Source organism: Streptococcus didelphis DSM 15616 (assembly GCF_000380005.1).
Taxonomy (GTDB): Bacteria; Bacillota; Bacilli; order Lactobacillales; family Streptococcaceae; genus Streptococcus; species Streptococcus didelphis.
On sequence record NZ_KB904188.1, the window covers coordinates 567,845 to 582,075 of the forward strand.

At 34.4% G+C, this 14,231-nt stretch carries 11 protein-coding genes, 3 tRNA genes and 1 other RNA gene; 5 read left to right on the forward strand and 10 right to left on the reverse strand.

Annotated elements, in window-relative coordinates:
- Positions 1-68 precede the first annotated feature (68 nt).
- Positions 69-1,082: a 6-phosphofructokinase gene (gene pfkA / locus A3GU_RS0102875; RefSeq protein WP_018366041.1), complete on the reverse strand. Its 1,014-nt coding sequence runs from the start codon at positions 1,080-1,082 to the stop codon at positions 69-71.
- An 80-nt stretch (positions 1,083-1,162) separates the two neighbouring features.
- Positions 1,163-4,273 carry a DNA polymerase III subunit alpha gene (locus tag A3GU_RS0102880; protein WP_018366042.1) on the reverse strand — a complete coding sequence of 1,037 codons (3,111 nt, stop codon included), beginning with the start codon at positions 4,271-4,273 and terminating at the stop codon, positions 1,163-1,165.
- 180 nt (positions 4,274-4,453) lie between these two features.
- Here A3GU_RS0102880 and A3GU_RS0102885 point away from each other — a divergent pair, with 180 nt between their 5' ends.
- From A3GU_RS0102885 to A3GU_RS0102895, 3 genes are read left to right on the forward strand one after another with little or no spacing between them, the layout of a single operon-like run.
- Positions 4,454-4,822, forward strand: a complete 369-nt coding sequence (locus A3GU_RS0102885; RefSeq protein WP_018366043.1) for a GntR family transcriptional regulator — start codon at positions 4,454-4,456, stop codon at positions 4,820-4,822.
- Position 4,823: 1 nt separating this feature from the next.
- Positions 4,824-5,513: an ABC transporter ATP-binding protein gene (locus tag A3GU_RS0102890; protein ID WP_018366044.1), complete on the forward strand. Its 690-nt coding sequence runs from the start codon at positions 4,824-4,826 to the stop codon at positions 5,511-5,513.
- Positions 5,514-5,532: 19 nt separating this feature from the next.
- A complete protein-coding gene (locus tag A3GU_RS0102895; RefSeq protein ID WP_018366045.1) occupies positions 5,533-6,321 on the forward strand; it encodes a hypothetical protein in 789 nt (262 codons plus the stop codon).
- 124 nt (positions 6,322-6,445) lie between these two features.
- On the opposite strand, the gene A3GU_RS0102900 is transcribed toward A3GU_RS0102895, so the two are convergent.
- On the reverse strand, positions 6,446-7,057 hold the full coding sequence (locus A3GU_RS0102900) for a TVP38/TMEM64 family protein (protein ID WP_026216422.1): 612 nt from the start codon (positions 7,055-7,057) through the stop codon (positions 6,446-6,448).
- Positions 7,058-7,146: 89 nt separating this feature from the next.
- Between A3GU_RS0102900 and ssrA the strand changes: the two genes are divergently transcribed.
- Positions 7,147-7,494: a transfer-messenger RNA gene (gene ssrA / locus A3GU_RS09980) on the forward strand.
- Positions 7,495-7,721: 227 nt separating this feature from the next.
- Here the strand turns inward: ssrA and A3GU_RS09495 are convergent.
- The gene (locus A3GU_RS09495; protein ID WP_018366047.1) at positions 7,722-8,372 is read right to left on the reverse strand and encodes a hypothetical protein; all 651 of its coding nucleotides are present in this window, start codon (positions 8,370-8,372) and stop codon (positions 7,722-7,724) included.
- A 314-nt stretch (positions 8,373-8,686) separates the two neighbouring features.
- Between A3GU_RS09495 and A3GU_RS0102910 the strand changes: the two genes are divergently transcribed.
- The gene (locus tag A3GU_RS0102910; RefSeq protein WP_018366048.1) at positions 8,687-9,316 is read left to right on the forward strand and encodes a DUF3862 domain-containing protein; all 630 of its coding nucleotides are present in this window, start codon (positions 8,687-8,689) and stop codon (positions 9,314-9,316) included.
- A gap of 192 nt (positions 9,317-9,508) precedes the next feature.
- Here A3GU_RS0102910 and A3GU_RS0102915 read toward each other — a convergent pair.
- The 6 genes from A3GU_RS0102915 to parC all read right to left on the reverse strand — a co-directional run bounded on the left by A3GU_RS0102915 (position 9,509) and on the right by parC (position 14,120).
- Positions 9,509-9,580, reverse strand: a tRNA-Arg gene (locus tag A3GU_RS0102915).
- Between the two features lie 112 nt (positions 9,581-9,692).
- Complete coding sequence (rpsA, locus tag A3GU_RS0102920) at positions 9,693-10,916, reverse strand: 30S ribosomal protein S1 (RefSeq protein WP_018366049.1); 1,224 nt, start codon at positions 10,914-10,916, stop codon at positions 9,693-9,695.
- A gap of 125 nt (positions 10,917-11,041) precedes the next feature.
- A tRNA-Gln gene (locus tag A3GU_RS0102925) sits at positions 11,042-11,113 on the reverse strand.
- A 42-nt stretch (positions 11,114-11,155) separates the two neighbouring features.
- Positions 11,156-11,236: transfer RNA gene (locus A3GU_RS0102930), tRNA-Tyr, on the reverse strand.
- A 60-nt stretch (positions 11,237-11,296) separates the two neighbouring features.
- A complete protein-coding gene (locus A3GU_RS0102935; protein WP_018366050.1) occupies positions 11,297-11,527 on the reverse strand; it encodes a DUF2969 domain-containing protein in 231 nt (76 codons plus the stop codon).
- A gap of 133 nt (positions 11,528-11,660) precedes the next feature.
- Positions 11,661-14,120 carry a DNA topoisomerase IV subunit A gene (gene parC, locus A3GU_RS0102940; RefSeq protein ID WP_083906189.1) on the reverse strand — a complete coding sequence of 820 codons (2,460 nt, stop codon included), beginning with the start codon at positions 14,118-14,120 and terminating at the stop codon, positions 11,661-11,663.
- Positions 14,121-14,231: the final 111 nt, after the last annotated feature.

Sequence of the window (14,231 nt, forward strand, 5' to 3'; positions counted from 1 at the left end):
AATATGAAACTCCCTTTTTATGTCTGTCGTCTAACGACTGTTAAAAATAACTAACGATATAGAATGATTTATCTTGATAATGAACGATTTAATTCCGCAAAATCAAGACGAGCCTTATGTGGATTATTGACAATAATCTTACCATCTTCTGCAAGAGTGAATAGGGCTCCTTCATCGGCTGTACCAAGGATTGGGCTTTCAACAAGCTCTTCATTATGAATACCGACTGCTAAACCACCTTTTCCTTCTTTTAAGAGTTCAACAGCATGTGCACCCATCCATGATGCAATAACACGGTCACGTGCAGTTGGTGATCCTCCACGAAGAATATGACCAAGATTTGTGACACGTAAATCACTAGTGTTACCAGCTTCTTTAAGCTCTTTAGCGAACTGGTCACCACTCATAACACCTTCGGCCAAAACGATAATATGGTGATTTTTACCCTTGTGTTCAAAGTCATCATTAATAGTTTCTACTACTTTTTTAATATCAAATGTTTCTTCTGGAACAATAATTTGATCTGCACCACTAGCAATACCAGCCCAAAGTGCAATATCTCCAGCGTTACGTCCCATCACTTCAACAACAAATGTTCTACCATGACTTGAAGAAGTATCACGCAACTTATCAATTGCATCAACAGCAGTATTTACAGCTGTATCAAAACCAATCGTATAATCTGTACCAGCTATATCATTGTCAATAGTTCCTGGGATACCTACTGCTGGAAAACCATGCTCTGTTAAGCGCATAGCACCATGGTATGAACCATCTCCACCAATAACAACTACACCTTCAATACCATGTTTTTTTAGTTGTTCAATCCCAGCTAATTGTCCTTCTATTTGTGCAAATTCAGGGAATCTTGCAGAATAGAGAAAGGTTCCCCCACGTGAAATTTTATCCCCAACTCCGTTTGAACCAATTGGGAAAATATCACCTGCAACCATGCCAGCATAACCACGGTTGATTCCGTATACTTCCATTCCTTCTGAGATTGCCTTACGAACAACTGCTCTGATAGCAGCATTCATACCAGGGGCGTCACCACCACTAGTTAAAACAGCAATACGTTTCATTATATTGGTACTCCTTTAATTAATTTAACGTTCTAATTATAGCATAATACTTTGCAAAATTCTTCACATTTTTCCTAATTTCATCGAAAAACCGTTTTCAGTGTCAAATCTTTTAAAGCCTGCTCTAATTCAAGGGTAACATCTACAAATTTATCCTTTATTTGTATAGTTTCTTTGCTCTTTTCATAGTGGATAATTACTGGATATTGGCCTGGAAATTTCTCTAAAAGAGCAGCTATCTCTTTATCAAAATGATGGTCTGCTACTAAGAGCCAATATTTTTTCTGATTGGCAGGTTCAATCTGGTTTAAAACAAGCTGTAATTTATTGTCTCTTTCTTTAATTTTTCCAGTAATAAAGCAAATCTTGCCTTCTTCTAAAAAGAGCTGAAATTGGGTAAATTGTTCTGGAAAAATGGTAACATCTAATTTTTTTCTCATATCAGAAACTGTTAAAAAGGCCATTTGTTGTCCATTTGATTTTGTACGAATAATACGTAGCTTTTCAATTTGAACAAGAATAGTAGCTTCTGTGTCTTTGACCAACTTTGAGATTGGCGTAAAATCTCGCCTAGTCTGCTCTGCTATTTCCAACAAAGGATGTTGACTTAAACCAACTCCTAGGTAGTCTTGTTCTAAATAATATCTCTCACTAGTTGAGAAATCTTCACAGTCTGTCCAACTAAAGGATGAATCTGCAAAAAGGGAGCCTAATTCACTAACAAATAGTAAAAGTCCTTGGCAGTTCTCCAAGACTTTTTTCCGATTTTTTTCAAATTCATCAAATAAACCAATTAAAATAAGTGGTTCTAATAAGGTTTTCTTATGGTATTTTTCTGGTAATAGAGTTAGAAAATTTTCAATACTTGTAAAAGGTCTGTTTTCAATAATCCAATAGGCTAAATCACGAGGAAGGTTTTTGATATTTTTCATCCCAAGTAGAATATGCCCTTCTTCTACCTTATCATTGAAAGGAATATTATTAATTGTTAACGGTAGAACGGTAAAGTTTGAATCTAAGGCATCACTAATATAATCACTATTAGAGTAATTCATGATCACATCAAAAAAAACAGAAGGATAGTGCGCTTTAAAATAAGCTAATTGAAAGGCTAAGGCTGAGTAAGCAAAAGCATGACTTCTATTAAAACCATAGCCAGCAAACTTTTCCATACGCTCAAAGAGTAAATTAGCTGTTTCTTGAGAGCGTCCTTGTTTTTTTGCACCATCTAAAAATTCATTTTTTAATTTTTTCATTTCAGAAAAATTTTTTTTAGACATGGCTCTTCGTAATAAGTCAGCCTTACCCAAACTAAACCCTGCAAAAACTTGTGCGATCTGCATGACCTGTTCCTGATAAAGCATAATTCCATAGGTTGGTGTTAAAATAGGTGCAATCACAGGGTCAATAAGATCAATTTTTTCATAACCATTTTTTCGATTTATAAAATTATTAGTATAATCACTTGCTCCAGGCCTATTTAAACTTGTAGTAGCAACAATCTCTTCAAACATTTTTGGTTTAATCCGTTTTAATAAGCTGATTGCTCCGGCTTGTTCGAATTGAAAAATTCCCTTTGTATCTCCTCTAGCAAAAAGCTCTAAGGTCTTTGGATCCTCTAAATTAATAGCTTCAATAGAAATATCTTGATGATAATCCTTTAAAACCTTTTCCTTCATTTTTTGAACAAAGGTTAAGTTTCTAAGGCCTAAAAAATCCATCTTTAAGAGGCCATTTTCCTCAACAGCATTAGCATCATACTGCGTAACCATCATTTCCTCTCCTTGTTTAAGAGGAATATGATCTGTTAAGTCATCATCACTCATAACAATCCCTGCAGCATGGATAGAAGTCTGCCTAGGATTACCTTCAATTCTTTTTGCTATTTCAAAGGCTTTTTGATATTCAAGTTTGCTATTGATTATCTGTCTGAAGCTAATATTTTTTTCATAAACAGAGTCTAAATTATCTCTAAATGAAATTTTTTTACTTAAGTTACTAATTTCATACTCTGCTACTCCAAAACGCTTAAAAACATCTCGAATGGCCTGTTTTGGCCCAAATGTGGAAAAAGTTACTATTTGAGCTGAGTGGTTGCTACCATAACGATTACGAACATAATGTAAAAATTCTGTACGATAGATATCTGGTAAATCAATATCAATATCAGGCATACTATAGCGTTCTTTATTTAAAAAACGTTCAAAGAGTAAATTATTTTTAAGAGGATCAATACCTGTTATTTCAAGGCTAAAAGCCACAAGACTTCCTGCAGCAGACCCTCTTCCCATGCCCATATAATACCCCTTACTTCTTCCAAAACGTAAAAGATCCCAAACAATTAAAAAGTAATCATCAAATCCCATATCAGATATAATTGACAATTCTTTTTCCAAACGTTCTTGGTAGTCTTTTTGCCAGAGATTTCTTGATTTTAAGCCAGCTTCAGTTAATTGTCTGAGTTGCTCTTTGGCAGGAATATCACGGTTAAAACGAGGTAATTTAAGGCTTGTATTAAAGCTATAAGAGATAGAAGCAACTAGATTCTCCAAGTTAATAAGTGCTTGAGGAAAGTTCTCTTCAAAATACTGAGTAACTTGCTGACACTCTTTCAATTCTTGGTTAGTCTCAACCAAGGGGGTCTCTTTTAAACTCAAATTATCTCTTATGGCATATAGGGTTTGTAAAGTTTCTGTCTCTTCCTTCTTAAAATATCGAACTGTTCTTAAAGGAATTTGGGCTTTTTTTGAATCCCGAGTAGCAGGATCAGAATTCTCATCAATGCCAATATAAAAATCCACTTTTAGATCTAGTGCTTGATAATCTTGGCTGTCTGGGATGACAAGAGCAATACCATCTAAATAAGACAATAAGTTATCTTTATTAAGGTTACCAGACATTTGGTGAGTTGATATTTTTAATAAATTTTGATAACCAAGATTATTTTTAGCAATTAGGTATAGAGTCACTAGTTGCTCAGCTATTTTAAGAGTTATTTCAAGGCCTAAAACAGGACGAAGACCATGTTTCTCACACCCTTTTATAAAATGGTAGGCAGCATAAAGATTATCCTTATCCATAATACCAATGGTATCATATCCTAGTCTTTTAGCTTCTTGAAAGTAATGGTCTAAGTCTATTAAACTATCCATAAATGAGTAAACTGACTTTGTATTTAGTTGAGCAAACATGACCTACTCCTTCTTCTATATTCTTATTTATTATACTATGAAATTAAGAAGAGTGCCTTCTTTTTATTTATCAAAATAAGTTAACATAGCTTAGCTTGTTTGCCTTGACTTTTTAAAACTTTTTTTGTATTATTTTTATAGTACAATTGATTTAATCATATTACTAAGAAAGGAGACTGTATGTCTTGGAAATTTGATGAAAAATCTCCCATATATACTCAAATTGCACAACATATCAAGATGCAAATTGTGAGCCAAGAAGTAAAGAGTGGAGAACAATTACCAACAGTTAGGGAATACGCTGAAACAGCAGGTGTAAACCCTAACACAATGCAAAGAGCCTTTACTGAACTAGAACGAGAAGGCATTGTTTATTCTCAAAGAACAGCTGGAAGATATGTTACAGATGATCAAAATCTAATAGCACAAAAAAGACGTGAATTAGCAGAAAGTGAATTAGAGTCTTTCGTTAAAAATATGTTAAAAATGGGGTTTGAACAAGACGAAATTTTACCTGTACTAGAAGCTTTTTTAAAGAAAGGGGTTTAGAATGTCACAACTATTACAACTGCACCATGTCTCCAAATCCTATAAACGAAAAACAGTTATCGATGATTTAACCTTAACCATTCCCTCTGGGAAAATCATTGGACTTTTAGGACCAAATGGTAGCGGGAAAACTACCTTAATTAAACTTATAAATGGGCTTTTACAACCAAATAAAGGGGATATTGTCATTGATGGCTTTCGACCTTCCATTGAAACCAAAAAAATTATCTCTTATCTGCCAGACACTACCTATCTAAGAGATGAGATGAAAATTTCTGATTTAGTAGATTATTTTTCAGATTTTTATCCTGACTTTGATAAAGCTAAGGCCCACAGCCTCTTTAGAGATCTTCATTTAGAACTTAATGAACGCCTTAAAAATCTCTCTAAAGGAAATAAAGAAAAAGTTCAATTAATTCTTGTTATGAGTCGAAAGGCTAAGCTTTACATCCTGGATGAGCCTATTGGGGGAGTAGATCCCGCAGCAAGAGATTACATTCTTAAAACAATTATTAATAATTACTGTGAAGATTCCTCTGTCCTTATTTCAACACATTTGATTTCTGACATTGAACCTATCCTTGATGAAGTCATTTTCTTAAAAGATGGCAAGGTAGCACTTACAGGAAATGCTGATGATTTAAGAGAAACTTATAATCAATCTATTGATTCTCTCTTCAGAGAAACTTAAAGGGTCTAAGGAGGTAGAAATGTTTGGGAAACTTTTAAAATACGAATTTAAATCTATAGGAAAATGGTATTTTGCCTTGAATGTAGGTATTGTAGCCATTGCAGCAATTTTATCTTTTACTATTAAGATGATGATTTTAAAATCACCGACAGATGATGAACTATCATGGACTGTCCAGCTACTTCCACTGACCTTGATGTTAATTTTTGGAGTTTTGATTGCTGGATCACTCTTAGCAACCCTCCTTATTATCATTAATCGCTTCAATAAGAATATTTTTGGAAGAGAAGGTTATCTAACTATGACCTTACCAGTCTCAGAACACCTTTTGATTCTTTCTAAATTGTTGTCTTCCTTTATCTGTAGTATCTTTAACCTTATTATCTTAGGACTGGCAACTGCTATTCTTATTCTTCCCCAAGTTACTTCTAGTCAATTAAGAGTTATTACGACTGAGGCTTGGAAATTCATAAGTCAACATGTAGATAACATCCTATTTGTGACTGCATTTTTAATCTTTTCGACGCTTTCAAGTATCTTAATGATCTATCTAGCAATTTCTATTGGTCAACTTTTCTCTAATAGAAGAGGTCTGAAGGCTTTTGTAGCTTATGCTATTATTTCAATCGTTTTAAATATTGCTTTTTCTCAATTTAATACCAATGTGCTTAATCTACAAGATAATACATTAACTGCTGCTAATATGAATCGTTATTTTTCAGTAACCTTATGTGAAAGCTTATTCCAAATTATCCTATTTTATTTCTCTACTCACTTTATTATTAAAAATAAATTGAATCTACAATAATAGTCTTGTTATTATGATAAACTCCTACAAACTTGCTAGAGCAAAATGTGGGAGTTTTTTGTTTACTACAAAACAAAAAGTCCTCTAAGGGACTCTTCTTGATTGAAAGGCTGGCCTATTAACCTTACCTAACAAACCACTTGATAAAATCCTTACCAAAGATAAATAAGTAGCTGTATCCTATTATTGAGATAGGTTTGGCAAGTACCATAATTGTCATGAAGCGCTTCACAGACATATTAGTCAGACCTGTTATCATAACCATGATATCTGCTGGAGAAATAGGTGAAATCATACATAAAATAAAAAGCTTCTCATAACCTGGTGTTTCTAATTTTTTCTCATATCGGTAAAATGTCTTTTTGTCTACAAATAATAAAATAAACTTTTTACCATAGATTCTGACCAAGATAAATAAAAGGTAGCTGCCGATTAGAATACCAATGTAATTAAACAGAAAGCCTCTTATTGGACCAAATATTAAGAAACCAAAAACAGTTGTGATACCCCCTGGGATTACGGGGAAAACTATCTGAAAAATTTGTACAATGATAAAAATAAAAGGTCCCCAAAATTTATAACTATTTATAACTTCTTTTAGGACATTTTGATTGTTAAAGATACCTAATTTATATAACCAAAAAGCTAATATAAAAGAGCCGATAAGTGCTAAGATTCCCAGTATCTTAAAAAGCCCCTGCATAAAGGTGTAGATTTTTTTATTCTCCAATTTCATACTTTTATAATACCATAAGTAGGCTGTTTTTGCTATTTGAAAATTTTTTTGATATAATAATAGAGAAGTTTCCACACTTCTTTGTTATTGGGGTTGTTACGGATTCGACAGGCATTATGAGGCATGTTTTGCGACCCATCGGCAGATGTAAAATGCCAGTTAAATATAACTGCAAAAAATACAAACACTTACGCTTTAGCTGCCTAAAAACCAGTTAGCGTGACTTCTACAAGATTGCTTGTGTCCTGCTAGAAGTCTCAAAATAGCAAGCTACGTCTAAGGTATTGTCTAGTACCTTAGAAAGAGATTCTTAGACTCGCACGTTAATGGCTTGAGTTATGTGTCCTTAACGTGTTAAATGAATACATAACCTATGGTTGTAGACAAATATGTTGGCAGATGTTTGGACGTGGGTTCGACTCCCACCAGCTCCATAATAAGTTACCGTAACTTTCTATAAGTTCTTAAAACCTTGTTAAATCAAGGTTTTTTCTTTTGGACTTGTTCATAAGTTACTATATCTTTTTAAAAAAGGGAGAACAAAAAAACTTTTATCATCGTTACTCAAAATCTTTAGCTTATCTGCCATGTCGTCGACTGATACTATTCATGAGACTGTACAGCCTAAAAACATAAAAACTAGTCATTTTCGACCATTTTTTCTTTAACTCTTTATCCACCCCATGAAATTAGCCCAGTTATCTTCAAAAGTATCTTTAATATGATCCTTCCAAGTTTTACTCTCCTCTTCTTTTTGAGCATTTTCAAATAGCATGTAAGTGTATTCTTCTTCTTTTCTTTGGTTCTCTTCTTCTTTCTCTTTCTTTAGAAGCTCCTGCTGTGTCTCTTCATCGATATAACCCAAAGTACCAAATCGAGAATTCCCATCATCCGCAAAATTAAAGATGACCTTATCTCCTTTAACTAAAGGTTTTGTAAATTCTACTGTGTAACTTCCTACACCATCTGCCCTATGACCATCTCTTACCCAACTTTTTACTATGCATTTCCCGTTTCCCTTGAGGTTTGTTGTATCTGCTTTTTCCGCTGTTGTAGAGCATGGGATTTCAATTGTCTTATCTTTTGGCTTTTTAATCATATTGCCACTAGACGATACCATACTTGCGTATACATAGCCATAAGGCTCCATATTAATATTAACACTTTGAGAGCCTACACTAAAACTGCCGACTGAAACACCCGGTAAACTATCCTGCCCTTCAGGAAGAAACTTATGTGAAGCTTCAGCCTTTACAGAATAGCTCATTGATAAGGCTATTAACAATAAAATAGACATAAATAATTTTTTAAACACTTATTCTCTCCTTAATTTCATATTCTTTATTATTATAAAAAATATAAAATTAATATAACAATCATCTTTTTTAAAAGGATGCAAAAAAAGTCCAACTTTTTGGGTCATCACAGAGAACTTAATTTGTCAAAAGTGGAATTTGTAAATCTGATAATGTGTCATCATTTGGAGTTATTTAGATAACAGATTAATTCTTTTTGGAATTCGTCTTAATTAATAGAGTAATTAATCTATCTTGTCATAAAATTCTAAAGTTATACTTTTCATCAATATGGTATAATGGTATTAAAAATAATTATGTGATAGGAATAAAAATGTTAGCAAAAAAACTACTTCCCGTTTTTCTACTTTCTCTTTCATGTCTAAGCTTAGGAGCTTGTAAAACTAAGGAGAATCATCCTAAAAAAGCAGATTCAGATAATAAGCCTGCTTTAAATTTTCAAAAAAAAGAGGAAACAGCCCATCTTGATAAGAGAACATCTTTTGAAAAAATAAAGGTAGCCAATGCTCAAGGAGATTTCAAGGGGGGATCTAGCTTAGAAGACTTAAAGGCCCTCTATGGTGAGCCTAGTGAACATCAGGAAAAACCTGCTGGAAACGTGACATTAAATGCCTATACTTGGGTTTTTGATCGGGTGAGAATTCAGGCTAATCTCTTTGAAAATAGCACAATTGTAAAATCAATTTCAAACTTCGCTTACGATAGGGATTATATCATTTCACTCAAAAAATATAATCAAATTAAAAAGGGCATGTCCTATAGTCAGGTAACCTCTATTTTAACTGAACCTGATGATTATACTCAAGCAAGTTCTAGTGATAAAGAACAACTGCAAGCTATCTGGATTAGCGGCCTAAAGGCAACTGACAAGGGTGCAAATATAACACTACTTTTTGAAAATAACCAATTAGTAGAAAAATCTCAAAAAGGACTCAGCAACTAATCCTAGCTAGTGAACTAGTATATTCTATGTAAACTAATGTTCTAAGACCTACCTATGCTAGTTACCTAAAGCATAAGGGTATTGATGTCCTAACAGTTTAAAAAGAGTCATCAACTCTTCAAAATTTTTAAGCCAAATTTTGAACAAGAATCAAAAAAAGCCTACTAAATTAGGCTTTTTTAATGGGTTCTATCCACCTTGAGGGAATCGAACCCCCATCTCAAGAACCGGAATCTTACGTGATATCCATTACACTAAAGGTGGAAAGGTGTCAACTTGCTAACACCTTATTAGTATAGCATAAAACTAGCCATATATGAATAGGCTAAATAGAAAAAAGCTAAGATAAACTTAGCTTTTTTGAAATCATTTTAAATTATAATTCAATGTCACCGAATAAGTCAGCCATTGAGAAACCTGTTTGAGTTTCAGGTAATTCGTAATCACGTTTTGTATCACGTTTTTGACGACGTGGACGTGATTGACGTTTTTCATTATTATTGCTGTTGTTATTGTTATTTTCGCCTTCAGCTTGTGCTGGGCGTTCTTCAAGAGCTTTGATAGAAAGTGATACACGTTCATCAGCTGCATTTACTTCAAGAACTTTAACAGTAACTTCTTGACCTACAGAAAGTACATCTTTTGGATTTTCAACACGGTTATGTGAAATTTGAGAAATATGAACAAGTCCATCAATTCCTGGAAGAACTTCAACAAAAGCACCGAAATCAGTAAGACGTTTAACTTTACCTTCTACAACATCACCTTGTGCAAGTTTTTGCTCAACACCATCCCATGGTCCAGGTGTTGTTGCTTTAAGAGAAAGTGATACACGACCAGCTTCTTCATCAATTGAAAGCACTTTAACTTCTACTTCATCACCAACAGATACAACTGATTTTGGTGATACGTTACGTTCATGTGATAACTCAGTTACGTGTACAAGTCCATCTACACCACCAAGATCAATGAAAGCACCAAAGCTAGTTAAACGAGCAACAGTACCAGTTACAATAGAACCTTCAGAAAGTTTAGAGAAAACTTCTTGACGAGCTTCAGCAGCTGCTTCTTCAATAACTTCACGACGTGATAAGATAAAACGGTTTTCAGCAGCGTCTACTTCTTTAATTTTTGCATCAAATTCTTGACCAACAAATTTTTCAGTATTACGTACGAAACGAGTATCAATCATTGAAGCGGGGATAAATCCACGTAGTCCTTCAAATTCAACTGAAAGGCCACCTTTAACAGCACGAGTTCCTTTTACTGTCACAACTTCGCCTTCACGACCGATAAGTTTGTCCCATGCTTTGCGAGCTTCTAAACGTTTTTTAGATACTAGGAAAGTAACTGTATCAGTATCTTTTCCTACAACTTGACGAAGAACAAGCACTTCAACTGTGTCGCCAGCTTTAACAAAATCGTTGATGTCAGCATCACGATCGTTAGTCAATTCACGAAGTGTCAAGACTCCTTCAACACCAGTACCATCGATAACAACATTTGCTTGACCGTTGTCTACTGTTAAAACTTCCGCAGTGACTACATCACCAGGGTTTACTTCGCTAACACTGTTTAGCAAATCTTCAAATTCATTCATTCTAAAAAATCCTCCAACAAAAGCTAGCTAGTGCTAGCTTTTGATAACAATATATTTTCTCAAGGTAACCCGCAACGACAACAACTCTTATCTTTAACGGTCTCAGCTAATACTGATACCTCTGACTGGGGTAGCTGGATTCGAACCAACGCATGAGGGAGTCAAAGTCCCTTGCCTTACCGCTTGGCTATACCCCATGGTGTTTATTTAGAATATAAGATATCTTACTCTTCTAAAAATGGAAAGAGAGGGATTCGAACCCCCGAACCCGAAGGAGCGGATTTACAGTCCGCCGCGTTTAGCCTCTTCGCTATCTTTCCATAACAACAAAAACTATTCTATCATAGTTCTTGCCTCTACGCAAGTGTTTTTGCCCACTTTTAATGATGCAAATTGTAGTTTTCAATTATATTTTCAACTGCTTGTTCCAGGCTTTTAAAGAAGCTATCTACTACTCCATTTTTCACAACAACAAATTTGTCGTCAAGCTCTGCAATTTCACCAACTAATCTTTTACCCATTTGTAAATGGTATCCATCAACTTGCTTATTTTCAAGTGACACTTTATGATCAACTAATTGTATTTCAATTTTTTTATCTTTTTTACTCATTCTTAACCTCGCTTTAACCATTTTACACAAATTTGAAAAAGCTTGCAAGAGTAAGCTGACTTTTTATTAAACTTTGAGCATTCATCTTCAAAAGATATCTATAATTATAAAAAATAAAAGAGCCTAAGCTCCTTTATTTTAATCTAGCTGAAAATACTCCCTGATCAGAAATCTTATCGGAAATAAATGATCCATTACTTGTTCGTTCAGATAATGGTAAGTGACTTAAATCTACAATCTGCTCTTCCCCAGTTTTACTTGTAACAATTAAAAGGTCATGCTTGTCTTTATTATCTTCAACTTCTGAGAATAAGTCAATATCTCTACTTACTAGTGGGCCGTCCACGTTTCCTGCTAAGAAGACACGGTGTGCTTTATTTTTTAATTCTCGAAGAACCAATAGCCCTCTGTTAGCACGACTTGTTTGTGGAATATCATCTAGAGCCATTCTCTTTAAACTACCACGCTGGGTTAAAACAAAGAAGCTGCTTTGGCTAGCTAAAAAGGCTGATACAATATAATCTTCTTTTTTCAGATTCATTGCCTTAACACCTGAAGATTTCAAGCCCTGAATAGGTACCTCGTCATTAGAGAATCTTAAAGCATAGCCCATTTGTGATAATAATACAATATCTTCAAAAACTAGAGGATGAACTGCAACAACTCTATCTTGGCTATTTTTTAATTTTGCATATTTAGTTGACTTAGATTTGTAAGTTCTCCATGGACTTAAATCCTCACGTTCAAAACGTTTAATCTGACCCTGTTGAGTAACTGAATAATATGTAGTTTTAGTAAAGTTATCAATAATTTCAGCATACAATATCGTTTCATCTGCTGCAAAATTAGTAATATTTTGAGAAAGATGCTCGCCTATTTCCTTCCAACGAATATCCATTAACTCATGAACAGGACGATAAATTACATTTCCTAAATCTGTAAAAATAAGAAGATGCTGGGTTGTCTTAGCATCAGACATAAAAATAAGATAGTCATCGTCTCTTTTACCAATTTCTTCATGGGTAGAAGCATTATAAGAGCGTGGACTTGTCCGTTTAATATAGCCTGCCTTAGTCACACTCACAAAGGTTTCTTCTTCTACAATAAGACTAGCCGTATCTATCTCAATTGCCTGTGCAGTCTCTTGTAACTCTGATAAACGCGGGTTTCCAAATTTCTTTTTAACCTCACGTAGTTCTCGTTTCATCACATTAAACATTGTCGTTTCATCACTTATAATAGCTGACAGGGTTGTAATGAAACTTCTAAGCTCTTCTTCCTCATTTTGTAAAGTAACAATATCTGTATTTGTTAAACGGTATAACTGCAAGGTAACAATGGCTTCTGCTTGCTCTTGTGAAAAAGCATAGCTAAGTTGAAGATTTTCCTTGGCATCCGCTTTGTTTTCAGATGCTCGGATTAAGGCGATAACCTCATCAAGAATTGACAAGACACGAATCAAGCCTTCAACAATATGCAGGCGCTTCTCAGCCTTGGCTTTATCAAATTTAGAACGATCAATGATAATATTTTTACGATGAGCGATATAAGCGCTTATAATCTTTTGAATGCCCACCTGATGTGGTGTGAAATTATCAATCGCAACCATATTGAAATTATAATTAATCTGCAAATCAGTGTATTTTAATAAATAATTTAACACCGTTTGCGTATCAGCATCTTTTTTCAATTCAATCGCTATCCGTAAACCTGTACGGTCTGATTCATCTCTGACTTCAACAATTCCTGGAACCTTATTATTGACCCGTACATCATCAATCTTTTTGACAAGAACTGATTTATTAACTTCATAAGGGATTTCGGTAACAATTATCTGTTGTTTTCCACCCTTTAATTCCTCAATTTCAGTCTTAGAACGAACAACTACCCGCCCCTTACCAGTCTCATAAGCCTTTTTAATTTCTTCAGCACCCTGAATAATACCACCCGTTGGAAAATCAGGACCTGGTAAAAATTCCATTAGCTTTTCAAGTTTAGCCTTGGGGTGATCAATCATATAAACAGCTGCGTCAATGACTTCTGCCAAATTATGGGGAGGAATATCAGTTGCATAACCTGCTGAAATACCAGTGGCACCATTAACCAATAAATTAGGATAGGCAGCAGGTAAAACAGTAGGTTCTTTTTCGGTATCATCAAAATTCCAGGCAAATGGTACTGTCTCTTTTTCAATATCTTGTAAAAGATAGCCAGAAATCTCTGATAGACGGGCTTCAGTATAACGCATTGCTGCAGGAGGATCCCCATCCATAGAACCGTTATTACCATGCATTTCAACTAAAATTTCACGATTTTTCCAGTCCTGGCTCATCCTTACCATGGCATCATAAATAGAAGAATCACCATGGGGATGAAAATTCCCCATAATATTCCCTACTGATTTTGCTGACTTACGAAAACCCTTTTCAAAGGTATTTCCATCTTTATTCATAGAATAAAGAATACGACGTTGAACAGGTTTTAGGCCATCCCTAATATCAGGAAGAGCCCTCTCTTGAATAATATATTTGGAGTAACGTCCAAAGCGTTCTCCCATAATGTCCTCTAGGGACATATTCTGAACATTTGACATAAAATTAAGTACAAAGGTCTTAAGAAAAACGTACAAAATAGCAAATTGGAGCAAGTCTTATCAAATTGCCAACCAATTTATCATTTTACTTTGTTTGTTAGCCTTTGTTCA

Coding starts and splice junctions, on each gene's coding strand:
- A3GU_RS0102910 (WP_018366048.1), top strand. CDS start 8,687: ATGTTAGCAAAAAAACTACTTCCCGTTTTTCTACTTTCTCTTTCATGT.
- pfkA (WP_018366041.1), bottom strand. CDS start 1,082: ATGAAACGTATTGCTGTTTTAACTAGTGGTGGTGACGCCCCTGGTATG.
- A3GU_RS0102880 (WP_018366042.1), bottom strand. CDS start 4,273: ATGTTTGCTCAACTAAATACAAAGTCAGTTTACTCATTTATGGATAGT.
- A3GU_RS0102890 (WP_018366044.1), top strand. CDS start 4,824: ATGTCACAACTATTACAACTGCACCATGTCTCCAAATCCTATAAACGA.
- rpsA (WP_018366049.1), bottom strand. CDS start 10,916: ATGAATGAATTTGAAGATTTGCTAAACAGTGTTAGCGAAGTAAACCCT.
- parC (WP_083906189.1), bottom strand. CDS start 14,120: ATGTCAAATGTTCAGAATATGTCCCTAGAGGACATTATGGGAGAACGC.
- A3GU_RS0102885 (WP_018366043.1), top strand. CDS start 4,454: ATGTCTTGGAAATTTGATGAAAAATCTCCCATATATACTCAAATTGCA.
- A3GU_RS0102935 (WP_018366050.1), bottom strand. CDS start 11,527: ATGAGTAAAAAAGATAAAAAAATTGAAATACAATTAGTTGATCATAAA.
- A3GU_RS0102900 (WP_026216422.1), bottom strand. CDS start 7,057: ATGAAATTGGAGAATAAAAAAATCTACACCTTTATGCAGGGGCTTTTT.
- A3GU_RS0102895 (WP_018366045.1), top strand. CDS start 5,533: ATGTTTGGGAAACTTTTAAAATACGAATTTAAATCTATAGGAAAATGG.